Below are 25,714 nucleotides of genomic sequence, written 5' to 3'. Positions count from 1 at the left end.
CGCCCGGTGTTATCGGAGTATGTTCTCGATTCTCCCATTTTACGCCCGTATTTTTGTGTTTCTCGTGCGAGTATGTGTTTTCTAGGAAAGCGTCCTGACGCCTCAATGATTGCGGATGGCGCGGATCGCGCGGCTCAGGTCGAGCACTGACATCGCATAGAAGTAGCTGCGGTTGTATTGCGTGATGACGAAAAAATTGTCGGTGCCGAGCCAGTATTCGGTCGGCTGGTCGCCGTTTTGCAAGTCGACCAGGCCGTAGCGCATCTCCGGCAGCGGCTCGATCGCCGGCGTCACGCCTGCAGCACGCAGTTGTTCCGGGCTGTAACTTGCTTTCAGCCCCTGGCCGATCAGCGATTCCCAGTCGCGCGCGCCGTCGGTGGCGACGCTGGCCGGAAAGGCGATCGGGGCTCCCGTCTGCCAGCCGTGCCGGGCCAGGAAATTGGCGATGCTGCCGATCGCGTCGGCTGGCGAATTGCGCAGATCGATGAGGTTGTCGCCATCGAAATCGACCGCGTAGCGCAGGATGCTGCCCGGCATGAACTGCGGCCAGCCGACGGCGCCGGCGTACGAGCCGCGCAGCGCAAACGGGTCGATGCCGGATTGTCGCGCGAACAGCAGCGTATTTTCCAGCTCGCCCTCGAAGTAGGCCATGCGGGCCGCGCGGTTCGGTGTGTCGGGGTAATCGAAGGCTAGCGTGGCCAGCGCATCCATGACGCGGAAATTCCCGGTATGGCGGCCGTAGATGGTTTCCACGCCGAGGATCGCGACGATGATTTCGGCCGGCACGCCGAATTGCTGTTCGGCGCGCGTCAGCACGTCGGAATACTGGTTCCAGAAGCGCACGCCGGCGTTGATCCGCACCGGTTCGACGAAACGCGCGCGGTAGGCGCGCCAGTCTTTCGGCTTGCCGGGCGGCGCCGGCTTGATCAACTGGATCACGGCATCCAGGCGCTGCGCCTGGCCCAGCATGCGCTGCAGTTCAGCCGGTTCGAAGCCGTCGCGCTGCGCCATGCGCGCGATGAACTGCGCCACTTGCGGCCAGCGCGCGGTATCGGCGAAGTCGCCGGCGGCGGGCGCGCTCTTGGCTGCGGTGACCGGCGTCTTGTGCGCGACATTGTGCGCGTTCAAGCCGCTGCAGGCAGCGAGCGCGGCACATAGCGCCGCCAGTCCCAGCGGGCGCGTGCAGGAATCAATCATTTTCATCGGCATTCGGCAAGCAGGGTTTTGAGTCGGGACAGGATGGCGGCGCGCCGGGCGTTGCGGTGGCGGCCGCCGCTATTTTCGGCAGTGGCGGCCGTGCCATAGCGCAGGCTTTCATACAACTGCAGAAAGCGGGTCGCGGCCAGCTTGCTGGCGGCCGGCAACGGCGACCGATTCGACGCCAGGCGCCGGCCGTAGGCACGCGGACCTTCATGCATTTCGCGCGCCAGGCCGTGCCGCGCCATGCGCCGGGACAGCGCGGAGTATAGCGCATCGGCGGCATCGATCCGGCGTCGGCGCAGCAGCGGCAGCAGCATCAGGGCCAGCAGCGCGGCCGCCGAAAGCCCCAGCAGTTGCGCCAGCGTGCGCCAGTCGGGATCGGCGAAGCCAAGCGACTGCAGCAGGTTTTTCTGGGTGGCGGCGCTGTAGCTCAGCACCCACTGGTTCCAGGCATTGTTGACCGCATCCCAGTTGGCGCGCAGCGTGTGCCAATGCCTGAGCCAGGAACCGGCGGCGCCGTCGAACTGGATCAGGCCGCCGATCAATTCCCCCAGCAGCGGCCGCTGCAGCGCGCCAGCCAGGTTGGTTTCGATCCGGTTCGGCGCCACCGCGGCGGTTGGATCGATCCGGGTCCAGCCGCGCTCGTCGAGCCAGACCTCGGCCCAGGCGTGGGCGTCCGACTGGCGCACCGTCAGGTAGCCGTCGACCGGATTGATCTCGCCGCCCTGGTAGCCGGTCACCACGCGCGCCGGAATGCCTGCCGCGCGCATCAGCACCACGAAGGCGCCGGCGTAGTGCTCGCAAAAGCCAGCGCGCGTGGCAAACAGGAATTCGTCGACGCCATCGGCGCCCAGCAGTGGCGGGTTGAGCGTGTAGCGGAACGGCTGGTTGCGGAAATAATCCAGCACCGTCTGCACCAGGCGCGCATCGTTCCCCGACTGGCCGCGCAGATGCCGCGCGAATTCCAGGGTGCGCGGGTTGCGCCCGGGCGGCAGTTGCAGCCAGGCTTGCAGCAGCAGCGGCGATTCGGTCGGTTCCAACTGGAAATCGGCATACGAGACGGCGTCGTAGCGCACGCGCTGCTCGACCGGATGCTGCGCCAGCAACTCGCGCAGGTTGCTGATGCGGGCCGGATTATCGGCGATGCTGGGCGCCGCCAGCGGCATCTCCAGCGCAAACAGCCAGCGCTGGCCGTGTGGTTCCAGCGTGACCTGATAGCGCAGCGGCGCGCCGTGCGCGCGAAACAGCAGCGGGGAATCGACCTGCAGCAGCGGCCGCAGCTCGCTCCAGACGCGGCCGTCGTACTGGCCCAGCACCGGGCCGCGCCAGTAGCGCTGCGGCATTGGCGGTGGCGGGTCGGCAAAGCGGGCGCGAAAGGCGATGTCGTCGGACAGTGCCAGGTGCGCGATGGCGCCCGGCTCCATCCGGTTCGACAGGCCGCTGCGCCCGGCCTGGGCGTCGCCCGGCAAGCCCCATAGCGGCCCCGGGATGCGCGGGAACAGCACGAACAGCAGCAGCGCCAGCGGCGCCGCCAGCGCCAGGACGCCGGCACCCAGGCGCAGCCGGCGCGCGAGGGACGGTACGCCGCCGGTATATTGAAATGTGATCTGGGTGGTCAGGATCGCCACCAGCGCAGCCAGCATCCAGAGCGCGGTGGCGATCGTCTGCGAATAGAAGAAGTTGGTCAGCAACAGGAAGAAGCAGAGAAACAGCACCACGAACAGGTCGCGCCGGGCGCGCATTTCCAGTAGTTTGAAGGCCAACAGCAGGACCAGCATGGCGACCCCGGCGTCGCGCCCGAGCAGCGTCTTGTAATGCGCATATACGCCCAGCATCGTCAGCGCCGCCAGCGGCAGCAACAGCCAGTGCGACGGCATGCGGCGGCCGCCGGCGGTGAGCCAGCCACGCCACAGCAACAGCAGCGCGCACAGCAGGTTGATCCACCCCGGCAGGTGGCCGCCGTGCGGCGCCAGCACCAGCAAGCAGGCACACAGCAGCAGCAGGGTATCGGCCTTGTCGCGCGAAAGCGGGCTGGAGCCCAGGCGCGCTTGCCACGCGGCGCGCAGGCGGCTTGGCAGCTTCACGGCGCTGCCTGGTACAGGGCCAGCGCGCGCAGGCAAGCCTCGCGCTGGGCGGCGCCGCTGGCCGCCGGCAATTCCAGCGCGCCGAGACGAAAGGCGTAGGCCAGTTGGCGCGCATCGGCTTCCAGCACCCAGCGCGTCAGGCGCGACAGCTTCCGTTCCAGCTCCAGTGTCGGCGGCAGCGCGCTGAAATCGAGGCAGAGTTCGCTGGCGGCGCCGCCGTCGAACTGCTTGGTGGCCAGCGCCCCGCCCAGCGCCGGATCGAGCCGGGCGATCTGGCGCCAGGCCAGATGCTTGATGGAGTCGCCCGGGCGATAGCCGCGCACGCCGGCGAAATCCTCATGGCCGGCGCTACCGCGGCCGTCGTGCTGCAACTGGCCGGCCAGCGGCAGCGGTGGCGCGTTCGCTTCCGGCTGCGGATAGACCAGCGCCGCCAGATCCGGCCGCCAGTAGCTCCAGGCGCGCACCAGTCCGAGCGGAAAGCGGGTGTGCAGGCGCACGCGCGGCGCCGGCCGCCAGCCCCGCTCATGGGTCGGGGCGGACAGCATGAGCGACTGGCTGGTCTGGGCGGCGATGTCGGCCGCATGCTCCAGCGGCGGCAAGCTGCCGCCGGCCTCGCTGCCGTCGCCGACGAAGCCGAGCCAGAGCGCGAAGCGGTCGTGCCGGCTGCGGTTGATCAGGAGCAGTTCGAACTGCGCCTTTTCGCCGGCGAATACCGACGCCGCGCGGCCCGGCGCCAGATGCAGATGCGCCAGGTTGCGATAAGTCAGGGCGATATCGACCACGCCGCAGGCGGCCAGCACGAAGGTCAGCGCGAAGCCGAGGCTGAGTGAATAGTTGATGGCGCCGATCAGCAGGATCGCCAGCAGCAGCAGAAAAGCCAGGCCGGCGCGCGAGGGCAACACGAACACGCGCCGCTGATGCAGGAACACCTCGCCCGGCTCGGCCTCCCGCAGTTGGAACAGCCAGCCGTCCAGCCAGCGGCGCATTCCGGTCAGCATCGCCGGCGCCTCAGACAGCCACCGATTTCATCAATTGCAGCACCAGGTCGCGGCTGCCGAGCGCGCTGCCGCCGGCAGTCTTCAGCGGCCGCAGCCGGTGCGCGGCGACCGGCACCAGCACCGCCTGCACGTCTTCCGGAATCACGTGGTTGCGCCCTTCCAGCGCGGCCCAGGCGCGCGCCGCCTGCAGCAGCGCGATCGCCGCGCGCGGGCTCAAGCCTTCGGCAAACAACGGGCTGCTGCGCGAGGCTTGCGTCAGCGCCTGCACGTAGTCGATCAGCGCCGGCGAGGCATGGATCTGCGCCAGCGCCGCGCGCGCCGCCAGCAGCTCGGCCGGCTGCATCAGCGCCGGCAGGGTTTTCAGCAGCGTGCGCCGGTCCGCGCCTTGCAGCAGCGCGCGTTCGGCGGCGGCGTCCGGGTAGCCCAGCGCCAGGCACATCAGGAAGCGGTCCAGTTGCGACTCGGGCAACTGGAAGGTGCCGACCTGGTGCGTCGGATTCTGGGTGGCGATCACGAAGAACGGCTCCGGCAGATCGCGCGTCACGCCGTCGGCCGTGACCTGCCGCTCCTCCATCGCTTCCAATAGCGCCGACTGCGTCTTTGGCGTGGCGCGGTTGATTTCGTCGGCCAGCAGCACTTGCGTGAAGACCGGGCCGGGATGGAACACGAAAGCGTTTTTCTCGCGCTCGAAGATCGAGATACCGACCACGTCCGCCGGCAGCAGGTCGCTGGTGAACTGCACGCGATTGAAGCGCAGCCCGAGCGCGATCGCCAGCGCATGCGCCAGCGTGGTCTTGCCGACGCCGGGCACGTCCTCGATCAGCAGATGGCCGCCGGCCAGCAGGCAGACCAGCGCCTGGCGAATCTGCAACTCCTTGCCGACCACGATCTGGCCGACTTGGCGGGCAACTGCGTGAACTTTGCTGAACATGACATTTTCCGTGAGGCGGGCGAGTGGCGGCGCCGCGCAAGGTGATCCGGCGCAAAACGGCAGCGGCCGGCGGCTGGCCGGATTACCATTTGGCGGTACGTTCTTGGTTACACTAGCGGAATTCTATTCGAGAAACCATTGCCGGGCGCCACCAGCGGCGCCGGTCTGAAATGCGCGATGACTACAGCCGTCTATACCCATCCGGAATGCAGCCGCCATGAAATGGGTTCCTGGCACCCGGAGTCGCCGCAGCGGCTGGAAGCGATCGAAGACCAGTTGATCGCCAGCCGCATCGATGCCTTCCTCGAGCGGCGTCAGGCGCCGGCGGCGGAGCTGGCCGACATCCGGCGCGTGCATAGCGAGGGCGCCATCAGCCTGGTGCGCGACAACCTGCCGCATACAGGCTATTTCCCGCTGGATGGCGACACCTCGCTCAATCCGCATAGCTGGGCCGCAGCGCTGCACGCGGCCGGCGCTGCGGTGGCGGCCACCGACGCGGTGCTGGCCGGCGAGATCGACAACGCCTTTTGCGCGATCCGCCCGCCCGGGCATCATGCGCGGCCGTCGATGCCGATGGGTTTCTGCATGTTCAACAACGTCGCCATCGCCGCGCGCCATGCACTCGACGTGCACGGGCTGGAGCGGGTGGCGATCGTCGATTTCGACGTGCATCACGGCAACGGCACCGACGAGGCGTTTGCCGACGAGCCGCGCGTGCTGATGGTGAGCTTTTTCCAGCATCCGTTTTATCCATTCAGCGGCGCCGGCGAACAGCGGGCGAATGCGGTCAATGTGCCGCTGCCGGCGTACAGCGGCGGCGCCGCGGTGCGCCAACTGGTGCGGGAGCAATGGCTGCCGGCACTGCACGCGCAGCGGCCGCAAATGATTTTCATCTCGGCCGGCTTCGATGCCCATTGCGAAGATGACATGGCGCAGATGAAGCTGGTCGAGGCCGATTACGCCTGGATCACCGAGCAGGTGATGGCGGTCGCACAAGAACACGCGCAGGGGCGCATCGTCAGTTGCCTGGAGGGCGGCTATAACCTGTCGGCGCTGGGGCGCAGCGTGGTGGCGCACCTGAAGGTGCTGGCGCGGCTCGACTGAGACGCGGTAGGCGCCCAGGCAGTAAAAATACTGGCTACCGCAAAAATCGTGCGCCGGCGCCGTGCCTTGCCGCAGAATCCGGATTACAGTTTGTTTTGCCTTGTTCACGCCATCGACATTGCCATGAACCCATACAACCTCGGGCTGGATCAAAACCAGGCCAACTACGCACCATTGACCCCGCTAACCTTCATCGAACGCGCTGCCGCGGTGTCGCCGCAGCGCCTGGCCGTGATCCACGGCGCGCTACGCCTGAGCTGGCTGCAGGCTTACCAGCGTGCGCGGCGGCTGGCTTCGGCATTGGTGCAGCACGGCATCGGCGAGGGCGACACGGTGGCGGTGATGCTGCCCAACACGCCACCGATGATCGACGCTCATTTCGGCGTGCCGATGACCGGTGCCGTGCTGAATACGCTGAACACGCGGCTCGACCCGGAGTCGATCCGCTTCATGCTGCAGCATGGCGGCGCTCGGGTGCTGATAGTCGACCGCGAATTTTCGGCCGCGGCGCAGACGGCGCTGGCGGGGTTTGCCAACAGCATCCTGGTGATCGACGTCGACGACCCGGAATACAGCGGCCCGGGCGAACGCATCGGCAGCATCGAATACGAAGCCTTCCTGGCGCAGGGCGACCCGGAGTTTGCCTGGAGCAATTCGGTCGACGAATGGAACGCGATCGGCCTGAACTACACTTCCGGCACCACCGGCAACCCAAAGGGGGTGGTGGTGCACCATCGCGGCGCCTACCTGAACGCGGTATCCAACATCATGGTGTGGTCGCTGCCGCGCCATCCGGTGTACCTGTGGACGCTGCCGATGTTCCATTGCAACGGCTGGTGTTTTCCGTGGACGGTGGCGGCGCAGGCTGGCGTCAATGTCTGCTTGCGCCGGGTCGAGGCGGGGGCGATCTGGAATGCGATCCGCGAGCACAAGGTCACGCACTACTGCGGCGCGCCGATCGTGCAAAGCCTGATCCTGAACGCGCCGGCCGAGCTGCGTAAAGGCGTCGATCATAAGGTGGCGGCGATGGTGGCCGGCGCGGCGCCGCCGGCGGCGATGATCGAGGGCATGGAGCAACTCGGCTTCGACCTGACCCACGTATACGGTCTGACCGAAGTGTACGGGCCGGCGGTGGTGTGCGAAAAGCAGGAGGAATGGGCAGACGCCGAGATCGGCGAGCGCGCGCGCCTGAACGCGCGTCAGGGCGTGCGCTACCCGCTGGAAGAGGCGGTGACGGTGATGGATCCCGAGACCATGCAGCCGGTGCCGGCGGACGGCGAGACCATCGGCGAGATCATGTTCCGCGGCAACATCGTGATGAAGGGCTACCTGAAGAACGAGGCGGCGACGCGGGAAGCCTTCGCCGGCGGCTGGTTCCATTCCGGCGACCTGGCCGTGATCCATCCGGACGGCTACATCAAGATCAAGGACCGCAGCAAGGACATCATCATCTCCGGCGGCGAAAACATTTCCAGCATCGAGGTCGAAGACGTGCTGTACCGCCATCCGGCGGTGATGGCGGCGGCCGTGGTGGCCAAGCCGAGCGAGAAATGGGGCGAGACGCCGTGCGCCTTCATCGAACTGCGGCCCGGCGCCGTGGTCACCGAGCAGGAGCTGATCCTGCACTGCAAGCAGCACCTGGCCGGCTTCAAGGTGCCGCGGGTGGTGGTGTTTGGCGAATTGCCGAAGACCGCCACCGGCAAGATCCAGAAGTTCGAGCTGCGCCAGCGTGCCGGCTCGGTTGGCGCGATCGACGTCTGACGTGCCGACGCGGCGATGCTGTATTACGCGCTCAAGGTACTGGTTTCCGCGATCCTGATCGTGGCGATCGCGGAACTGGCCAAGCGCAGCAGCCTGCTGGGCGCCTTGCTGGCTTCGCTGCCGATCACCTCGCTTTTGGCCTTCATCTGGCTGTACCGTGAAACGCATTCGATTGAAAAAGTGGCGGCACTGTCGACCGGCATTTTCTGGCTGGTGCTGCCATCGCTGATCCTGTTCTTGCTGTTGCCCTGGTTTCTCCGGCAAGGCTGGGGTTTTTGGCTCAGCCTGGCGCTCGCGATCGGTTCGACCGCGCTCGCGTATTGGCTGATGAGCCTGCTGTTGCGCCGTCTGGCGATCCAGATCTGAAGGCGCGCAACGGGTGAATTCATCGCCGCCGGCGCAAGTCCGTAAAATAGCGGTTTGAATCCGTCCCAGCAGAACTCGCATGTCCATACAATGGTTCCCCGGTCACATGAACGCCGCCCGCAAGAAAGCGGCGGAGTCGATGGAAAAGACCGATCTGGTGATCGAAGTGCTGGATGCGCGCCTGCCGCAAGCCAGTTGCAATCCGATGATCGAAGAGCTGCGCCAGTTCCGCCAGCGCCCGTGCCTGAAGATCCTGAACAAGAGCGACCTGGCCGACCCGGCCGCGACCCAGGCTTGGCTGGCCCATTACAACGCGCAAAAGAATGTGCAGGCGGTGGCGCTGTCCTGCAAGAAACCATCCGACGTCGCCAAGATCCCGAAGCTGTGCCTGGCGGCCGCACCGCACCGCGGCACTGCCCTGAAGCCGCTGCGGATGATGATCATGGGCATTCCCAACGTCGGCAAATCGACGCTGATGAATGCGCTCTTGAACAAGCGCGTAGCCAAGGTCGGTGACGAGCCGGCGGTGACCAAGGCGCAGCAGCGGCTCTACCTGGGCAACAACATCGCGCTGATCGACACGCCCGGCATGCTGTGGCCGAAAATCGAACACCCGAGCGACGGCCTGATGCTGGCCGCCAGCCACGCGGTCGGCAGCAATGCGCTGATCGAGGAAGAGGTGGCGACGTTTCTGGCCGACCTGCTGTTGCGCCGTTATCCGCAACTGCTGGCGGCGCGTTACGGGCTCCAGACCGAGGGCATGGATGGCGTGGCCGTGATCGAGGGCGTCGCGCAGCGGCGTGGCTACCGGCTGAAGGGCGGCGGCGCCGACCTGGAAAAGGCTGCGCATGCATTCTTGCTGGATTACCGCAGCGGCGCGCTGGGGCGGATCAGCCTGGAAACGCCACAATCGCGCGCGCAACTGCTGGCCGAGGCCCTGCCAGCAGCCCCGGTTGTTGCCGATGAATAGGGAGTATGTTGTAAAAGAATAAATTTTACGACCGGAATTGATCGATTAATCAGGGAGTATATGATTCGCGCCGGGAGCAGTCGGAATCCGATCCGGTGCGCCATCGAATTTTTAACGACGAATTGACCAGGACACGCCATGCCCACCGACCCCATGCCCGCCGCCGACGCGCCCTACGTGCTGAAATCCCAGGTCGGCGGCATCGTCACGCTGACCCTGAATCGCGGCGATAAATTCAACGCATTGTCGGAAGAAATGCTGGCCGCGCTGCAAACCGAACTGAACGCGCTAGCCAGGGACGACAGCGCGCGCGTGGTGGTGCTGGCGGCCGCCGGGCGCGCCTTTTGCGCCGGCCACGACTTGAAGCAGATGCGTGGCGGCAACGGCCAGGGGCCGTCGGCCGAGTATTACAACGCGCTGTTCAACCAGTGCAGCAAGCTGATGCTGACCATCCAGCAATTGCCGCAGCCGGTGATCGCGCGCGTGCAGGGCGTCGCCACCGCTGCCGGCTGCCAGCTGGTGGCGATGTGCGACCTGGCGGTGGCGGCGGCCGAGGCGAAATTCGCGGTGTCCGGCATCAACGTCGGCCTGTTCTGCTCGACCCCTGCGGTGGCCTTGTCGCGCAACATCGGCCGCAAGGAGGCGATGGAAATGCTGCTGACTGGCGACTTCATCGACGCCGAAACCGCGCGCGCCCGCGGCCTGGTCAACCGCGTGGTGGCGGCCGGGGAGCTGGACGCCGAAGTCGCCAGGCTGGCGGCCAGCATTCTGGCCAAGCCGGCGGTCGCGGTGGCGCTCGGCAAGCAGTTGTTCTACAAGCAGGTGGAAATGGGCATCGGCGCCGCCTACCAACTGGCCGGGCAGACCATGGCCTGCAACATGATGGACGAGTCGGCGCAAGAAGGCGTGCAAGCCTTCATCGACAAGCGCCAGCCGGACTGGCGCTGAGCGCGTAATCAGCCGGGGCGCGGCGCGAACAGGATGATCGCCATCCCCGCCAGCGTGACGCCCACGCCAAGCACGTCCCACAGCGTCGGCCGCACCCCATCGACCGCCCACAGCCACAGCATGGTAACGGCCACGTAGACCCCGCCATACGCCGCATACACCCGGCCGGCCGCCGCCGGATGCAGCGTGAGCAGCCACGCGAACAGCGCCAGCGCCAGCGCCGCTGGCAGCAGCAGCCAGGCCGACGCCCCTTGCCGCAGCCACAGCCAGGGCAGGTAGCAGGCGACGATTTCAGCCAGCGCCGTGAGGATAAACAGCGCCAGGGTCTTGCCGGTGAATAGGATCATGGCGCGTCGGCGGAGCGCCGACGCCGGCCGGCCCTACACATGCGGAAAATCCGGGTTGTGCGCCACTTCCCACAGGAAGCCGTCGGGGTCGGTGAAATAGCCCGAGTAGCCGCCCCAATCGGTCGAGTGTCCGGCCTTGACGACCGTGGCGCCATGTTGGCCGGCATGCGCCAGCAGCGCGTCGACCTCGGCCGGCGAGCGCACGTTGTGCGCCAGTGAAAAACCGGCGAAGCCGGAGCCGGCGGCCGGCAGGCCGGCGTCGGCCGCCAGGCTTTCGCGCGGCCATAGCGCGAGCCAGGTCTGGCCCATCTCGAAGAAGGTGACCGAAGGCGGCGTCTGCAGTTGCGGCAGGCCGAGGCAATCGCGGTAGAAGCGGGTGGCACGCTCCAGATCGGCGACTCCGAGCGTGATCAGGCTGATGCGGGGTTCCATGCGTTCATGCCTCCAGCCATAAAAGAACAATTTTACCCGCGTGCCCGATCCACCCTGGGGCGAGCGCAAGCGCTGGTTCGGAACGATCGCCGCTACGGCACGCAGCGCACGTCCGGATTGGGCGCCGCCATCGCCAGGCAGCGCTGGTTTTGCCGTGCCACATCCTGCGCCCTCTGGCTGGCGTAGGGGTCGCCGGCCGGGTTGGCGCGCTGCTTGCCGGCCGTGCCGCTGCCGCCGGTATCGTGCCGCAGCACGTCGAAGGTCATCGCTGCCAGCACCTGGTCCTTTTCCTTCCAGTGGTAGAACACGGCATAGCTGCCGGCCGGCAGGCGTCCGCTGTCGAGCTGATCCCAGAAGCTGCCGTCGGCGAATATGCCGCGATTGCGGCTGTTGCCTTCCTGCGCCTGACTCTGGGTGTTCATCACCAGCACCTCGAGCGTCCGCCCGTTCGCTTGCGGGAAACCTCCTTCGGCGCGCACCGTCCAGGCGCCGGCGCTGTCCTGATAGACACGGCAGCTGACGCCGGCGCAGCGCAGGTTTTTCAGTTGCGAGCCGCGCGCCACGCCGTCGCCGGCGATGCCGGTATCGCCGGCCTGCATCCATTGCCAGGCCTTCGGGCTGGTGCCGGCGACCGCGGTGTCCCGTACCATCGGTGCAGAGCGCGGCTGCACCGCCGGCGCCTGATAAGGCTGCGCGGTTTCGGCCGTGCGCGGTTGGAGTGGTGCCTGGTAGGGCTGAACGGGTTCCACCGGGCGCGACTGGACAGGTTCCGCAAAGCGCGGCTGGACCGGCTCGGCGAAGCGCGGCTGCACCTGGCGCGGCTGGATCGTTTCAGCCTGGCGTGGCTGGACCGCATCCGCGTTGCGCGGGGCGATTCCCTGGGCGCCGACGCTGGCAGCAATACTGGCGAGCAAAATACAGCGGAGGATGAAATCGACAGGCATGAAGAAATCCCTTGACGGAAGCGGCGCGGTCTTGCGCTCGTGCATGTTACGGATGGAAACGGTTTTTTTGAAGTGGCTGCGGCCGCCCGGGACGAGAATTAACGAATGTGACATCAGCGCGCGCGCTATCCGTTATACAGTGGCGCCCAACAATACGAGGAGGAGGAACGCCCGATGCCCATCCGCTATTCGAAGATCGTCATGGTGCTGAGCCTGGCCGCTTTTGCTTTCCTGGTGGCCTTCAACAACGTGGTCGACTACCAATCCAACTTCGCCTTCGTGCAGCACGTGCTCTCGATGGACACCACCTTTCCCGGCAATCGGCTGATGACGCGGGCGGTGGTGACGCCCGGCCTTTGGCATGGCGCGTACTGGGCCATCATCGCCGGCGAGGGCGCCACCGGCCTGTGCCTGCTGCTGGGAGCGGTGCGCATGCTGCAGCAGTGCCATGCTTCCGGCGCGCAGTTCGACCATGCGAAAAAGTGGGCCGTGATCGGCGCCACGCTCGGCTTCCTGGTCTGGTTCTTCGGCTTCATGGCAATCGGCGGCGAGTGGTTCCTGATGTGGCAATCGGAAGCCTGGAACGGTCAGGACGCGGCGTTCAAGTTCACCATGACGATCCTCGGGGTGCTGATTTACGTCAGCCTGCCGGAGCGCGAACTGACCGGCCCGGTGCCGCGCCGATAAAAAAGCCCGCATCGCTGCGGGCTGCCGGCATCGAAAATGTGTCGCTTACCAGGCAACAATCACCGAATTCTTGAATTCGGAGACCACGAACTGCTTGACCTCCGGGCTGTGGTAGGCCTTGACCAGCTTGGCCACCCACGGCTTGCGCTTGTCCTCTTCGCGTACCGCGATCAGGTTGGCATACGGGCCTTTCGGGCTCTCGATTGCAATCGCGTCCTTGAGCGGGTTCAGACCGGCGGACTCGGCGTAGTTGCCGTTGATCGCAGCCGCATCGAGGTCGGCCAGCGAACGCGGCAGTTGGGCGGCGTCGAGTTCGACAATCTTCAGTTTCTTCGGGTTGTCGGCGATGTCCAGCGGCGTGGCCTTCAGGCCGGCGCCCGCCTTCAGCTTCAGGATGCCTTGCGCCTGCAGCAGCAACAAGCCGCGGCCGCCATTGGTCGGGTCGTTCGGGACGCCGATGCGCGCACCCGGCTTCAGCTCCGACAGCACTTTCACTTTCTTCGAATAGACGCCCATCGGGAAGGTGATGGTGTAGCCGACGCTGGCGAACTTGTAGCCGCGATCCTTGATCTGCGCTTCCAGGTAGGGCAAATGCTGGTAACTGTTGGCATCCAGGTCGCCGGAAGCCAGTGCCGCGTTCGGCTGCACGTAGTCGCTGAATTCGACGATCTGGATTTTCAGACCGTCCTTCTCGGCGATCTTTTTCACGACTTCCATGATCTGCGCGTGCGGACCACCGGTGACGCCGATCTTGATCGGCTTGTCCTGCGCCAGGACCGGAGCGGCGAGGCTGGTGGCCACGCCAATGGCGGCGAATAACTGGATGAGTTGACGACGTTTCATACGGTTCCTTTCAAAAAGCGGGGATCACCCAAAAAAGCGGAGCGCGGTGCAGCGTTCAGCGATGCGACAGGCGCCGCACCAAGGCGTCGCCCAGCGTCTGCACCAGTTGCACGAACAGGATCAGGATCAGGACCACCAGCAGCATCACGTCCGGCAGGAAGCGCTGATAGCCGTAGCGGATGCCGACGTCGCCCAGACCGCCGCCGCCGATCGCGCCGGCCATCGCCGAATAGCCGACCAGGCTGACGAAGGTGATCGTCAGGCCGGCGACGATGCCGGGAAACGCCTCCGGCACCAGCACCTTGAATACGATCTGTGCGGTGGATGCGCCCATCGCCTGCGCCGCCTCGACCAGGCCGCGATCGACTTCGCGCAGCGCGGTTTCAACCAGCCGCGCGACGAACGGCGCGGCGGCGATGGTCAGCGGCACGATGGCGGCGGCGGTGCCGATCGACGAGCCGACAAAGAGGCGGGTCAGAGGGATGATCGCCACCAGCAGGATGATGAAAGGCGTCGAGCGCACCGCGTTGACGATGACGCCGACCACGCGGTTGAGCACCAGGTTCGGCAGGATGCCGCCGCGCTCGGTCAGGTACAGCAGGATGCCGAGCGGCACACCGAACAGCGCTCCCAGCACGCCCGAGACGCCAACCATCAGCAGCGTTTCGCCGAATGACAGGACAAACAGATCAAGCATTTCAGATGACATGATTCAACTCCTCGACCACCACGCCGCGTTCGCGCATGAATGCCATCGCCTGTCCGATGTCGGCGGCGGCGCCGCTGGCCAGGATCGCCAGCGAACCGAACGCCTGGCCCTGGATTTCATCGATCTGGCCGTGCAGGATATTGAAATCCAGCCGGTAGCGGCGAATCGCTTCCGACAGCAGAGGCTGGTCGACGCCGGAGCCGGTGAAGGCCAGGCGGAACAGATGCGCCTCGGTACCGTCCGTGCCGGCTGCCGCCAGCCGCGCGCGCACCCGCTGCAGCACGCCTGGCGGCAGCTCCTGCGAGATGACGTCGCCAATCAGGGCGCGCGTGACCGGATGTTTCGGTTCCCGAAAGACCTCGATCACCTCGCCCTGTTCGATAACGCGGCCGGCTTCCATCACCGCCATGCGGTCGCAGATCGCCTTGATCACTTCCATCTGGTGCGTGATCAGCACGATGGTCAGGCCCAGTTCGCGATTGATCCGCTGCAGCAGCTCCAGGATCGAGCGTGTGGTTTCCGGATCGAGCGCCGAGGTTGCTTCGTCCGACAGCAATACCTTCGGTTCGTTGGCCAGCGCGCGCGCGATGCCGACCCGCTGCTTCTGGCCGCCGCTGATCTGCGCCGGATAACGGTCACGCAGCGCGGTCAGGCCGACCAGTTCCAGCAGCGGCAGTACCTTGCGGCTGATCTGGTCCCGGGCGACGCCGGCCAGTTCCAGCGGCAAGGCAATGTTGTCGTACACCGTGCGCGACGACAACAGGTTGAAATGCTGGAAGATCATGCCGATTTCGCGCCGCGCGCCGCGCAGCTCCGGCGGCGAGAGCGCGGTCATTTCCCTGCCGTCGATCGTGATGCTGCCGGCGGTCGGCCGGTTCAGCAGGTTGAGCGTGCGTACCAGCGTGCTTTTGCCGGCGCCGCTGCGGCCGATGATGCCGAAGATTTCGCCCTTGCGGATCGACAGCGTGACGTCGCGCACCGCATCGACCGCTCCGGAAACGCCCTGGAAGCGTTGGGAGACTCCCTGTATTTCAATCATTTTGACAAATAAAAAAGGCAGCAGGCCGGCTTCAAGCGGCGAACTGCTGCCATGCGAGATTCTTGACGGAAGACTGGATTATACGGATATTGCATTGCAACAAAAACGACTTTATAAGGATGTCGTCATTACTTTCAGCTATATCGTGATTGCGGAATTTATCTGGAGAATTCGCCAGCGGGCGACAATTGTCAGCCAACTGAGTGATTTTGGTGCAACGCAAAAAGCCCGCATGAACCACATGCGGGCTTTTATCCTGGCAAGAGCCGATAAGCAGCGGGACAGGCGTGCCGCCTGCGGTAAAAAAACCCGATGGCGGCACGCAGGACCGGCAAGTTACATCATGCCGTCCATACCGCCCATGCCGCCCATACCGCCCATGCCACCCATACCGCCCATGCCACCGCCGGCAGCCTTGTCCTCAGGGACATCGGCCACCATGCAATCGGTGGTCAGCATCAAGCCGGCGATCGAAGCGGCGTTTTGCAGCGCCGAGCGGGTCACCTTGGTCGGATCCAGCACGCCCATTTCAACCATGTCGCCGTAGGTGTCGTTGGAGGCGTTGTAGCCAAAGTTGCCTTTGCCTTCCAGCACCTTGTTGACTACCACCGAGGCTTCTTCGCCGGCGTTGGTGACGATCATGCGCAGCGGCTCTTCCATTGCGCGCAGGACGATCTTGATGCCAGCTTCCTGGTCCGGGTTGTCACCCTTGACTTTGAGGTTGGCGCGGGCGCGCAGCAGTGCCACGCCGCCGCCCGGAACGATGCCTTCTTCAACGGCGGCACGGGTGGCGTGCAGCGCATCCTCGACGCGTGCTTTCTTCTCCTTCATTTCGACTTCGGTGGCAGCGCCAACCTTGATCACCGCCACGCCACCGGCCAGCTTGGCCACGCGTTCCTGCAGTTTTTCCCGGTCATAGTCGGAAGTCGATTCCTCGATCTGGACGCGGATTTGCTTGACGCGCGCTTCGATCGCCGCAGCCTGGCCGGCGCCGTCGATCAGGATCGTGTTTTCCTTGCCGACTTCGATGCGCTTGGCTTGTCCGAGATCGTTCAGCGTGACTTTTTCCAGCGTCAGGCCGACTTCTTCGGCAATCACCTGGCCGCCGGTCAGGATCGCGATGTCTTCCAGCATCGCCTTGCGCCGGTCGCCGAAGCCCGGAGCCTTGACGGCGCAGGTCTTCAGGATGCCGCGGATGTTGTTGACCACCAGGGTGGCCAGCGCTTCGCCTTCGATGTCTTCGGCGATGATCAACAGCGGACGGCCGGCTTTTGCGACTTGTTCCAGCGTCGGCAGCAGGTCGCGGATGTTGGAGATTTTCTTGTCGTACAGCAGCACGAACGGGTTGTCCAGGATCGCGACTTGCTTGTCCGGGTTGTTGATGAAGTACGGCGACAGGTAGCCGCGGTCGAACTGCATGCCTTCGACGATGTCGAGTTCGTCATTCAGCGACTTGCCGTCTTCGACGGTAATCACGCCTTCCTTGCCGACTTTTTCCATCGCTTCGGCGATACGGTCGCCGATCGACGGATCGCTGTTGGCGGAAATGGCGCCGACCTGGGCGATTTCCTTGGACGTGGTGCAGGGCTTGGAGATTTTCTTCAGCTCTTCCACGGTGGCGTGCACGGCCTTGTCGATACCGCGCTTCAGGTCCATCGGGTTCATGCCGGCGGCCACGAATTTCATGCCTTCACGGACGATCGCTTGCGCGAGCACGGTGGCGGTGGTGGTGCCGTCGCCGGCGTTGTCGGAGGTCTTGGAAGCGACTTCCTTGACCATTTGCGCGCCCATGTTCTGGAGCTTGTCTTTCAGTTCGATTTCCTTGGCGACCGAAACACCGTCCTTGGTGACGGTGGGCGCGCCGAACGAGCGGTCCAGCACGACGTTGCGGCCTTTAGGGCCGAGGGTGACCTTGACCGCGTTGGCCAGGATGTTGACGCCTTCGACCATGCGGGCACGGGCGGAATCGCCAAAAATGACTTCTTTAGCTGCCATGTTGTTGCTCCTTAAATTCGTTTAATGTTCTTAAGTCACCAGATGACGTCGTAACGTCATTGGATCCCCGCTTGTGCGGAGATGACGCGGCTGTTTCCAGACGCTGCGCGCCTGGACATCCGCATCACTTTTGAACGATCGCCATGATGTCTTCTTCGCGCATCACCAGCAGTTCATCGCCTTCAACCTTGACGGCTTGTCCGGAATATTTTCCGAACAGCACGCGGTCGCCGACTTTGACGTCCAGCGGACGTACTTTGCCGTCTTCCAGGATTTTGCCGTTGCCGACAGCCAGGACTTCGCCCTGATCCGGCTTTTCAGCAGCGGCTTCAGGAATGATGAGGCCGGACGCAGTTTTGGTTTCCTGGTCGAGGCGCTTGACGATGACGCGATCGTGCAAAGGACGAAGGTTCATACAAACTCCTTATATTTCAGTTGGTTATAAGTTTGCGGCAAAGAGCTGCAAGAGAAATTCCACACTGCAGCAAGCTCGCAAGATTTGCCGCATCGCAAAAAATCGAAAAGCCAGGGAAGGTGTTAGCACTCTCCCCCAACGAGTGCTAAGTATAGGGACGGCAGAGTCCCTTTTCAAGGGCGCAACGATGAATAATTCTGGCTCGGACCATCCATCGCGGTTTTTCGCCACCCGCAATACTTGCGCTGGCGCGGCGACGCTGACGCGGCACGCCAGCGTGCATGCGCAACCGGCGCCACTGCCGGTTGCAGTGCAATAAAAATTTATCGACGGCACCGCAGCGAAGGGTTAGCCTTGCAGGCGGATGCTGCCGCGGCGCCTCGAAGCGGCTCTCGAATTTTACATACTCCTTCTACATACAGGTATATTCATCCTGAAATTAAAGGCCTATATCGCATACTCCGCTCAATTTTGGAATATGACGAAAGGCGGCGGCAGGCGTCGGAGCGCCTTTTGATTGACAGAAACAGGGATCGCCATGAACCTGAACCTCCTGACCGCGCATTTCGTCGGCTTTATCCGCGCGCACCGCATGCGGCGCCATTTCCGCCGTTTCATTGGCATGGATGCGGTACGCCGCTCGCCGGTTTCGAAAGACGTGCCGCCCTCGGTGGCGCAAGCCTTGCGGCAGGCGTCGCAGGCGGACGAGGCGCAACTGCTGGGCGCGCTCGGCACCCGCGCCGCCGGCCTATCCGAGGCCGAGGCGGCGGCGATCCGCGAAGTGGCCGGCTTGAACGAGGTCGAGCATGAAAAACCGCTGCCGTGGTGGGTGCATTTATGGCTATGCTATAAAAACCCGTTCAATCTGCTGCTGACGGTGCTGGCGCTGGTGTCGTATTTCACTGGCGACACGAAAGCCACGGCGGTGATCGGCAGCATGGTGGTGTTGTCGACCCTGATGCGTTTCGTCCAGGAAGCGCGCTCCAACAACGCCGCCGACAAGCTGAAGGCGATGGTCAGCAATACCGCCACCGTGTGGCGTTCGCCGCCGGCCGAGGAGCTGGAAGCGGGGGCGGCGCCAGCCGCCCAAGTGGCGCGCCAGCAGGAACTGCCGATGCGCGAACTGGTCCCGGGCGATATCGTGCAACTGTCGGCGGGCGACATGATCCCGGGCGACGTCCGCATCCTGGCCGCCAAGGACTTGTTCGTCAGCCAGGCGGCGATGACCGGCGAGTCGCTGCCGGTCGAAAAATTCGCGCAGCAGCGCGGCGCCCCCAGCAGCAGTCCGCTGGAACTGGACAATCTGTGCTTCATGGGCACCAACGTGATTTCCGGCGCCGCCACCGCGGTGGTGGTGACGACCGGCAACCAGACCTATTTCGGCGCGCTGGCCGAGCGTGTGATCGCCATCGACAGTACGCCGAATGCGTTCCAGGCCGGCGTCAACCGGGTCAGTTGGCTGCTGATCCGCTTCATGCTGGTGATGGCGCCGGTCGTGCTGTTGATCAACGGTTTCACCAAGGGTGATTGGCTGGAAGCGTTCCTGTTCGCGCTCTCGGTCGCAGTCGGCCTGACGCCGGAAATGCTACCGATGATCGTTACCTCGACGCTGGCCAAGGGCGCGGTGGCGCTGTCGCGCAAGAAGGTGATCGTGAAACGGCTGGACGCGATCCAGAATTTCGGCGCAATGAACGTGCTGTGCGCCGACAAGACCGGCACCCTGACGCAGGACCGGATTTTCCTCGAGCGCCACACCGACATCTTCGGCCGCAGCGACGACGAGGTGCTGGATTACGCTTACCTGAACAGCTACTACCAAACCGGCCTGAAGAACCTGCTGGATGTGGCGGTGCTGAATTACGGCGACCCCGAGCGCGAGCGGCGGGTGGCCGCAGCCTATCGCAAGGTGGACGAGATTCCGTTCGATTTCGTGCGGCGCCGCATGTCGGTGGTGGTCAGCGAACGGGAAGATCACCACGAACTGATCTGCAAGGGAGCGGTGGAGGAAGTGCTGGCGGCCTGCACCCGGGCCCGCAGCGGCGGCCAGGTGGTGGCGCTGACGCCCGAGCTGCTGGCGCAAATCCTGGACACCACCGGCCGCCTGAATGCCGAAGGCTTGCGCGTGATCGCGGTGGCGGCGCGCGACCTGCCGCCGACGCGCGAAGTGTATAGCGTGGCCGATGAAGCGGAACTGGTGCTGATCGGCTACATCGCCTTTCTCGATCCGCCCAAGGAAAGCACCGCGCCGGCGCTGGCGGCCTTGAAGGAGCATGGCGTGACGGTCAAGATCCTGACCGGCGACAACGAACTGGTGACCGCCAAGATCTGCCGCGAAGTCGGGCTGCCGGTGGCCGGCATGGTGCTGGGCGCGGCGGTCGAGCAGATGAGCGATGCCGAACTGGCGGCGGCGGTGGAAGCGTCCACGGTATTTGCCCGGCTGAGTCCGGCGCACAAGGAGCGCATCGTGCGCATGCTGCACGACAACGGCCACGTGGTCGGCTTCATGGGAGACGGCATCAACGACGCCTCGGCGCTGCGCGCCGCCGACATCGGCATTTCGGTCGACAGCGCAGTCGACATCGCCAAGGAGGCGGCCGACATCATCCTGCTGGAAAAAAGCCTGATGGTGCTGGAAGAGGGCGTGCTGGAAGGGCGCACGACCTTTGCCAACATGCTGAAGTACATCAAGATGACGGCCAGCTCGAATTTCGGCAACGTGTTCTCGGTGCTGGTGGCCTCCGCCTTCCTGCCGTTTCTGCCGATGCTGCCGCTGCAGCTGCTGGTGCAGAACCTGCTGTATGACATTTCGCAGATCGCGATTCCGTTCGATAACGTCGATGCCGAATTCCTGAAGCAGCCGCAACGCTGGAAGCCTGGTGAAATCGGCCGCTTCATGCTGTATTTCGGTCCGATCAGCTCAGTGTTCGATATCACCACCTATCTGCTGATGTGGTTCGTGTTCGCCGCCAACACGCTGGGGCAGCAGGCGCTGTTCCAGTCCGGCTGGTTCATCGAAGGCTTGCTGTCGCAGACGCTGATCGTGCACATGATCCGCACCCGGAAGATCCCGTTCCTGCAAAGCCGGGCGTCGTGGCCGTTGATCGGCATGACGACGCTCATCATGATGAGCGGGATTGCACTGCCGATGTCGCCGCTGGCGCCGTATTTCAAGATGCAGGCGCTGCCGCTGTCCTACTTCCCGTGGTTGCTGGCGATCGTGCTGGGCTACATGCTGCTGACGCAGGCCATGAAAGGCTGGTATGCGCGGCGCTACGGCTGGCAGTGACGCCGTCTCATGAACCGATCAGGCCGGCGGCGATGTTGATCGACAGCCCGAGGATCGCGGCGTTGAACAGGAAAGTCAGCAGGGCTTGCAGCGTCACGATCTTGCGCATGCCGCGCGTCATCACGGCGACATCGGCGGTCTGCACCGCGACCGCGATGGTGAAGGAAAAGTACAGGAAATCCCAATAGTCGGGGTTGGCCTCGTCGTCCGGAAAGCGCAGCGGCGGCGTGCCGTGCCCGGCGTAGAACAGGCGCGCGTAGTGCAGGGTGAAGATCACCGCCACCAGCAGCCAGGAGCCGGCGATGGTCACCACCGTGAATCCATAGCGCAGCAGCGGCGGCTCGTGCTGCCGGCCGTGCGCGTTGGCCAGTTCGAGGATGATCGCGGCCAGGCTGGCGACTGCCGCGATGCACACCAGCAGCAGCACCACGCGCGCGGTCTCGTCCTCGTTGGCGGCGCTCTGCCTGACTTGCGCCGGCGTGGCGCGCGCCATCAGGAGCCCGATCAATAGTAGATAAGTCCAGACGCCTCCGTTCCAGCCCAGCAGCACCCGCGTGACCCCATTCAGATCGGCCGGCGCCAGCAGCGCGGTGGCGATCCCGGTAGCAATCCCGGCCAGCAGGCGCGGGTGTGTGTGGACGGCTGTGCGGAGTAGTCGCATGGCGAATTCGATGATGAGCCCGGCCCTACGTTAGCAGCTTTGCCGGCGTTTTTTTCGGGTCTTAAGTGCGGTTTAAGTTTGACTGCCTAGGATGCGAGCGTGACGAGCGAATTCGATTCACGCGAAAGGAGTCCAACATGCATCGCAAGACATTGTCCCACAGCATTATGGCCGCATCGATCATTGCCGTGCTGGCAGGCGGCTATGCGCATTTCGAGCTGCCCGGTCTGGCCCAGGCGCAGGCGGCGGTGCCGCTGCTGACCGTGCCGCCGGCGGCCGCCACGGCCAATCCGGTCGCCCCGGCCGGTATTGCGCCGGTGGCGGATTTTTCGGCGATCGTCGCCCGTTACGGCCCGGCGGTGGTGAATATCAGTGTCACCGGGGAGGCCGAGCAGACCCCGGCGGCCGATGATTCGGCCGGCATGCCGGGGCTCGATCCGAACGATCCGTTCTATGAATTCTTCCGCCGCTTCGGTATTCCGCAGCGGCCGCGCGGCCAGGGCCACTTGCTGATGCGCAGTGAGGGTTCAGGCTTCATCGTGCGTGGCGACGGTCTGATCCTGACCAATGCGCACGTGGTCGACGGCGCGCGGGAGGTGGTGGTCAAGCTGACCGACCGCCGCGAGTTCAAGGCGAAGGTGCTGGGCGCCGACAAACAGTCCGACGTGGCGGTGATCAAGATCAATGCCGTCAATCTGCCGGTGGTGCAGCTCGGCAATCCGGATTCGATCCGCGTCGGCGAACCGGTGCTGGCGATCGGCTCGCCCTATGGCTTTGAAAACAGCGCCACCGCCGGTATCGTCAGCGCCACCTCGCGCTCGCTGCCGGACGACACCTATGTGCCGTTCATCCAGACCGATGCCGCGGTCAACCCCGGCAATTCGGGCGGCCCGCTGTTCAACCTGAAGGGGCAGGTGATCGGCATCAATTCGCAGATCTACAGCCGCACCGGCGGTTACCAGGGCTTGTCGTTCGCGATTCCGATCAACGTCGCGATGCAGGTATCGGACCAGTTGGTGCGTTCCGGCAAGGTCACGCGCGGCCGGCTCGGGGTCGGCATCCAGGAAGTCGACCAGGCGCTGGCGGATTCCTTCGGCTTGAAGAAACTGCAGGGTGCGCTGGTGTCCAGCGTCGATCCGGACGGACCGGCCGCGCGCGCCGGCCTGAAGGAGGGTGACGTCATCGTGCGCCTGCAGGGTCAGGACATCAACCGCTCGGCCGATCTGCCGGCGCAGGTGGCGGCCATGAAGCCGGGCACGGTGACGACGCTGGACGTGATCCGCAACGGTGCGCCGAAGACACTGGCGATCACCATCGGCGAAATGAAGGAAACCACGCCGGCGAAAAACACCACGCCGGACCGCCAGCAAGGGCGGCTCGGCGTCGCGGTGCGGCCGTTGGCCAGGGATGAGCAGCGCCAGGCCGGGGTTGCCGGCGGCTTGCTGGTGGAAGCCGCCAGCGGCGCGGCGGCCAAGGCCGGGATCCAGCCGGGCGATGTCATCGTGTCGCTGAACGGCACGCCGGTGTCGAAGCCGGAGCAGTTGCAGCAACTGGTGCAGAAGGCCGGCAAGCACGTGGCGCTGCTGGTGCAACGCGATGCGGCCCGTATCTTCGTGCCGGTGGAACTGGGTTAACGCATCCTTATACCGGCGCCGCCGACCCGGCCGCCTGCGCTTGCGACCAGGCGAGGTTGGCGGCACTCAAGTCTTCGATCGCGGTGCCGACCGATTTGAACACGGTGATTTGTGCGGCGTCGCTGCGGCCCGGGTGGCGCTCGCTTACCAGGTCGGCCAGCTCGGCCAGGATCGCGGCGCGTTGCAGATGGCCGGCGGCGAGCGGCTGCAGCAGGTCGCCGGCTTCGGCCAGCGTGCCGGCGAAGGTGTCGACGAAAATCGCGGCGCGCTGCATCGCGCGGTCGTCGGCTTCGCGCATGTCGGGCTTGAAGCCGCCGACCAGGTCGAGGTGGGTGCCGGGCCGCAGCCAGTCGCCCAGGATCAGCGGCACGCGGCTGGTGGTGGCGCAACTGATGATGTCGGCGCTCGTCGCCGCCGCTTGCAGTGCCGCTTGCGTGCCCTCCAGCGCTTCGAGCGCGACGGCCGGCGGCAAGCCCTGCTGCCGCAGTTGCTGCACCGCCGCCGCGCTTTTGTCCGGATTGCGGCCCCAGACCCGGATCTGCCGGATCGGGCGCCCGGCGCAGTGGGCGGCGGCCAGGTAGGGCGCCAGCTGGCCGTTGCCAACCAACAGCAGCGTCGCGCTGTCGGCGCGCGACAGGTAACCGGAAGCCAATGCCGAAGCGGCGGCGGTGCGGCGCAAGGTCAGTTCCTCGCCATCCAGCAGGGCGATCGGCGCGCCGCTGGCGGCGTCGAACAGGATGAACACCGAATGCACGGTGGGCAGGCCGCGCGCGGCATTGGTGGGCGCAACCGTGACCAGCTTCACTCCCATTTTTTGCGCCGCTTGCCAGCTTGGCATCAGCAGCAGCACGGTGCTGTCCGGATCGGGGCCGAAAGCGGGGTCGGACAATGTATGCACGTGGCGCGTCGGCGCCTGCATGTTGCTGCGGAAGGCGTCGCGCAGCGCCGCCATCAGCGCCGGATAGGGAAGGGCGGCGCGCAACTGGGCGGCGGCCAGGAATGGAATCATCGGGGAGCAATTTGATGCGGGATCGGAAGGCAAGGGTAACGAGCCCGCTGTCGGCTGTCAAATTAATGTAAACAAGGGAGTATGTTGCGAAACAATCTATTTTCGGGCGAATATATTGCGAGAAAAATAATACGACACCCAGTATGTGAAGATAGCCGGATTGGAGAAGGGCTGGCATGCTGTCGGCAAGCCAGCCGCCGCAGCGTCAGGCCAGCGACAACGTGACGTCGATGTTGCCGCGGGTCGCGTTCGAATACGGGCAGACTTCATGTGCCCTGGCGATCAGCGCTTCGGCGCGGTCCCGTTCCATGCCGGGCGCCGCCACCCGCAGGCTGACCGCCAGCCCGAAGCCGCCGCGATCATTGGGGCCGATGCCGACTTCGCCGCTGACCGTGGTGGCAGCCGGCAGCGCGGCGCCGCTCTTGGCGGCGACCAGTTTCAGCGCCGACAGGAAGCAGGCCGAATAACCGGCGGCAAATAGTTGTTCGGGGTTGGTGCCGGCGCCGCCGGCACCGCCCAATTCCTTCGGCGTGGCCAGCTTGACGTCGAGTTCTCCGTTGGTGGATTGTGCGCGACCGTCGCGGCCGCCACTGGCGGTGGCGCTGGTGGTGTACAGGATTTGCATGAGATCTCCAGTGAGTGAAGTAAGCGGCAAGCGCGCAGTCCCGATTGCCTGGATTAAATATAGCACGTAATTAAATTGTGTACAATTTAAATGACGAGGTAGCCGCTGCGTGATTGCGGCTTGCCCTTGGATCGTGCGTTTGTTTTCAGCCGGCTTCCGGCTCCGCCGGGGGCTGGCCGACACCCTGCTTGCGGGCACGACGCCAGCGGACCGGCGCTGCCGCCCCGACCTTGGTGGATAGCGGCCCGGTCTGGGACAGCAAGCCGGCCAGCGTGTTGCGGTCCAGTACGTCGAGGAAGGCATCGGTCGCGCTGTGCAGCACGCCTTGCAGCGCGCAAGCCGGCGACAGCACGCAGCGGCTCTGCTCCGGATTGAAGCACTCGGCAATGAAGAAATCCGGTTCGCTGCCGCGAATCACGGCGCCCAGGTTGATTTCCTCGGGCGGGATCTTGAGCTTCAGACCACCCTTGCGCCCGCGCACGGTCTCCACCAGCCCGGCCATGCCGAGGTGGTGCACCACCTTCATCAGGTGATTTTTGGAAATGCCATACGCTTCGGCGATTTCCCGAATCGTGGCGGAACGTCCTTGATGCAGCCCAAGGTACATCAATACGCGCAAAGTGTAGTCTGTGTAAGTTGTCAGTCGCATGGGTGATCGCTTTTTCGGTTTCGTCCCGGTATTTCAGCCGCCGTGTTCCGGCCGAGGTGTTTCCGTTTTGCTCTTGC

General features: G+C 64.9%; 24 protein-coding genes. 8 read left to right on the top strand and 16 right to left on the bottom strand.

Annotated elements, in window-relative coordinates:
• Nucleotides 1-102: 102 nt before the first annotated feature.
• From mltB to ACK2VC_RS05745, 4 genes are read right to left on the bottom strand one after another with little or no spacing between them, the layout of a single operon-like run.
• Nucleotides 103-1,209, bottom strand: coding sequence for a lytic murein transglycosylase B (gene mltB / locus ACK2VC_RS05760; protein ID WP_486732643.1), 1,107 nt, complete (start codon nt 1,207-1,209; stop codon nt 103-105).
• Nucleotides 1,200-3,284 carry a transglutaminase TgpA family protein gene (locus ACK2VC_RS05755; RefSeq protein WP_486732642.1) on the bottom strand — a complete coding sequence of 695 codons (2,085 nt, stop codon included), beginning with the start codon at nt 3,282-3,284 and terminating at the stop codon, nt 1,200-1,202. The genes mltB and ACK2VC_RS05755 overlap by 10 nt, the downstream gene beginning before the upstream one ends.
• Nucleotides 3,281-4,282 (bottom strand): DUF58 domain-containing protein, encoded by a 1,002-nt coding sequence (locus ACK2VC_RS05750; protein WP_486732641.1) that lies wholly within the window; start codon nt 4,280-4,282, stop codon nt 3,281-3,283. Before ACK2VC_RS05750 ends, ACK2VC_RS05755 begins: the two co-directional genes overlap by 4 nt.
• Before the next feature lie 10 nt (nt 4,283-4,292).
• Nucleotides 4,293-5,213 carry an AAA family ATPase gene (locus tag ACK2VC_RS05745; protein ID WP_486732640.1) on the bottom strand — a complete coding sequence of 307 codons (921 nt, stop codon included), beginning with the start codon at nt 5,211-5,213 and terminating at the stop codon, nt 4,293-4,295.
• A 177-nt stretch (nt 5,214-5,390) separates the two neighbouring features.
• On the opposite strand from ACK2VC_RS05745, the gene ACK2VC_RS05740 reads away from it, so the two are divergent.
• The 5 genes from ACK2VC_RS05740 (at nt 5,391) to ACK2VC_RS05720 (ending at nt 10,362) form a co-directional block, all read left to right on the top strand.
• Nucleotides 5,391-6,317 (top strand): histone deacetylase family protein, encoded by a 927-nt coding sequence (locus ACK2VC_RS05740; protein WP_486732639.1) that lies wholly within the window; start codon nt 5,391-5,393, stop codon nt 6,315-6,317.
• Nucleotides 6,318-6,440: 123 nt separating this feature from the next.
• Complete coding sequence (locus tag ACK2VC_RS05735; RefSeq protein ID WP_486732638.1) at nt 6,441-8,078, top strand: acyl-CoA synthetase; 1,638 nt, start codon at nt 6,441-6,443, stop codon at nt 8,076-8,078.
• Between the two features lie 15 nt (nt 8,079-8,093).
• The gene (locus tag ACK2VC_RS05730) at nt 8,094-8,444 is read left to right on the top strand and encodes a DUF3147 family protein (protein ID WP_486732637.1); all 351 of its coding nucleotides are present in this window, start codon (nt 8,094-8,096) and stop codon (nt 8,442-8,444) included.
• A 79-nt stretch (nt 8,445-8,523) separates the two neighbouring features.
• The gene (gene ylqF, locus ACK2VC_RS05725) at nt 8,524-9,414 is read left to right on the top strand and encodes a ribosome biogenesis GTPase YlqF (protein WP_486732636.1); all 891 of its coding nucleotides are present in this window, start codon (nt 8,524-8,526) and stop codon (nt 9,412-9,414) included.
• Nucleotides 9,415-9,552: 138 nt separating this feature from the next.
• Complete coding sequence (locus ACK2VC_RS05720) at nt 9,553-10,362, top strand: enoyl-CoA hydratase (protein ID WP_486732635.1); 810 nt, start codon at nt 9,553-9,555, stop codon at nt 10,360-10,362.
• An 8-nt stretch (nt 10,363-10,370) separates the two neighbouring features.
• Here the strand turns inward: ACK2VC_RS05720 and ACK2VC_RS05715 are convergent, their stop codons facing one another.
• From ACK2VC_RS05715 to ACK2VC_RS05705, 3 genes are all read right to left on the bottom strand, one after another.
• Complete coding sequence (locus ACK2VC_RS05715) at nt 10,371-10,709, bottom strand: YnfA family protein (RefSeq protein WP_486732634.1); 339 nt, start codon at nt 10,707-10,709, stop codon at nt 10,371-10,373.
• Nucleotides 10,710-10,742: 33 nt separating this feature from the next.
• Entirely contained in the window at nt 10,743-11,141 is a 399-nt protein-coding gene (locus ACK2VC_RS05710; RefSeq protein ID WP_486732633.1) for a VOC family protein, read from the bottom strand.
• Nucleotides 11,142-11,233: 92 nt separating this feature from the next.
• Nucleotides 11,234-12,085 (bottom strand): hypothetical protein, encoded by an 852-nt coding sequence (locus ACK2VC_RS05705; RefSeq protein WP_486732632.1) that lies wholly within the window; start codon nt 12,083-12,085, stop codon nt 11,234-11,236.
• A 174-nt stretch (nt 12,086-12,259) separates the two neighbouring features.
• Between ACK2VC_RS05705 and ACK2VC_RS05700 the strand changes: the two genes are divergently transcribed.
• A complete protein-coding gene (locus ACK2VC_RS05700) occupies nt 12,260-12,772 on the top strand; it encodes a DUF2165 family protein (RefSeq protein WP_486732631.1) in 513 nt (170 codons plus the stop codon).
• Nucleotides 12,773-12,817: 45 nt separating this feature from the next.
• Here ACK2VC_RS05700 and ACK2VC_RS05695 read toward each other — a convergent pair whose 3' ends face one another.
• From ACK2VC_RS05695 to groES, 5 genes are all read right to left on the bottom strand, one after another.
• Complete coding sequence (locus ACK2VC_RS05695) at nt 12,818-13,615, bottom strand: MetQ/NlpA family ABC transporter substrate-binding protein (RefSeq protein WP_486732630.1); 798 nt, start codon at nt 13,613-13,615, stop codon at nt 12,818-12,820.
• A gap of 55 nt (nt 13,616-13,670) precedes the next feature.
• Nucleotides 13,671-14,324: a methionine ABC transporter permease gene (locus ACK2VC_RS05690; RefSeq protein WP_486732629.1), complete on the bottom strand. Its 654-nt coding sequence runs from the start codon at nt 14,322-14,324 to the stop codon at nt 13,671-13,673.
• Nucleotides 14,314-15,363, bottom strand: coding sequence for a methionine ABC transporter ATP-binding protein (locus ACK2VC_RS05685; RefSeq protein ID WP_486732628.1), 1,050 nt, complete (start codon nt 15,361-15,363; stop codon nt 14,314-14,316). The genes ACK2VC_RS05690 and ACK2VC_RS05685 overlap by 11 nt, the downstream gene beginning before the upstream one ends.
• Before the next feature lie 336 nt (nt 15,364-15,699).
• A complete protein-coding gene (gene groL / locus ACK2VC_RS05680; protein WP_486732627.1) occupies nt 15,700-17,358 on the bottom strand; it encodes a chaperonin GroEL in 1,659 nt (552 codons plus the stop codon).
• A 124-nt stretch (nt 17,359-17,482) separates the two neighbouring features.
• Nucleotides 17,483-17,773 carry a co-chaperone GroES gene (gene groES / locus ACK2VC_RS05675; RefSeq protein WP_486732626.1) on the bottom strand — a complete coding sequence of 97 codons (291 nt, stop codon included), beginning with the start codon at nt 17,771-17,773 and terminating at the stop codon, nt 17,483-17,485.
• 538 nt (nt 17,774-18,311) lie between these two features.
• Between groES and mgtA the strand changes: the two genes are divergently transcribed.
• Entirely contained in the window at nt 18,312-21,059 is a 2,748-nt protein-coding gene (gene mgtA / locus ACK2VC_RS05670; RefSeq protein WP_486732625.1) for a magnesium-translocating P-type ATPase, read from the top strand.
• A gap of 7 nt (nt 21,060-21,066) precedes the next feature.
• On the opposite strand, the gene ACK2VC_RS05665 is transcribed toward mgtA, so the two are convergent.
• Nucleotides 21,067-21,720 (bottom strand): DUF1345 domain-containing protein, encoded by a 654-nt coding sequence (locus ACK2VC_RS05665; protein ID WP_486732624.1) that lies wholly within the window; start codon nt 21,718-21,720, stop codon nt 21,067-21,069.
• Between the two features lie 137 nt (nt 21,721-21,857).
• Here ACK2VC_RS05665 and ACK2VC_RS05660 point away from each other — a divergent pair, with 137 nt between their 5' ends.
• Complete coding sequence (locus ACK2VC_RS05660; RefSeq protein ID WP_486732623.1) at nt 21,858-23,354, top strand: DegQ family serine endoprotease; 1,497 nt, start codon at nt 21,858-21,860, stop codon at nt 23,352-23,354.
• A gap of 7 nt (nt 23,355-23,361) precedes the next feature.
• On the opposite strand, the gene lhpI is transcribed toward ACK2VC_RS05660, so the two are convergent.
• The 3 genes from lhpI to ACK2VC_RS05645 form a co-directional block, all read right to left on the bottom strand.
• On the bottom strand, nt 23,362-24,363 hold the full coding sequence (gene lhpI, locus ACK2VC_RS05655; protein WP_486732622.1) for a bifunctional Delta(1)-pyrroline-2-carboxylate/Delta(1)-piperideine-2-carboxylate reductase: 1,002 nt from the start codon (nt 24,361-24,363) through the stop codon (nt 23,362-23,364).
• A gap of 205 nt (nt 24,364-24,568) precedes the next feature.
• A complete protein-coding gene (locus ACK2VC_RS05650; protein WP_486732621.1) occupies nt 24,569-24,988 on the bottom strand; it encodes an organic hydroperoxide resistance protein in 420 nt (139 codons plus the stop codon).
• Nucleotides 24,989-25,133: 145 nt separating this feature from the next.
• Nucleotides 25,134-25,637 carry an RrF2 family transcriptional regulator gene (locus ACK2VC_RS05645; RefSeq protein WP_486732620.1) on the bottom strand — a complete coding sequence of 168 codons (504 nt, stop codon included), beginning with the start codon at nt 25,635-25,637 and terminating at the stop codon, nt 25,134-25,136.
• Between the last annotated feature and the right edge of the window lie 77 nt (nt 25,638-25,714).

Source organism: Herbaspirillum sp. WTB6, from assembly GCF_057457785.1.
This window is presented reverse-complemented; position numbering and strand designations above follow the sequence as displayed.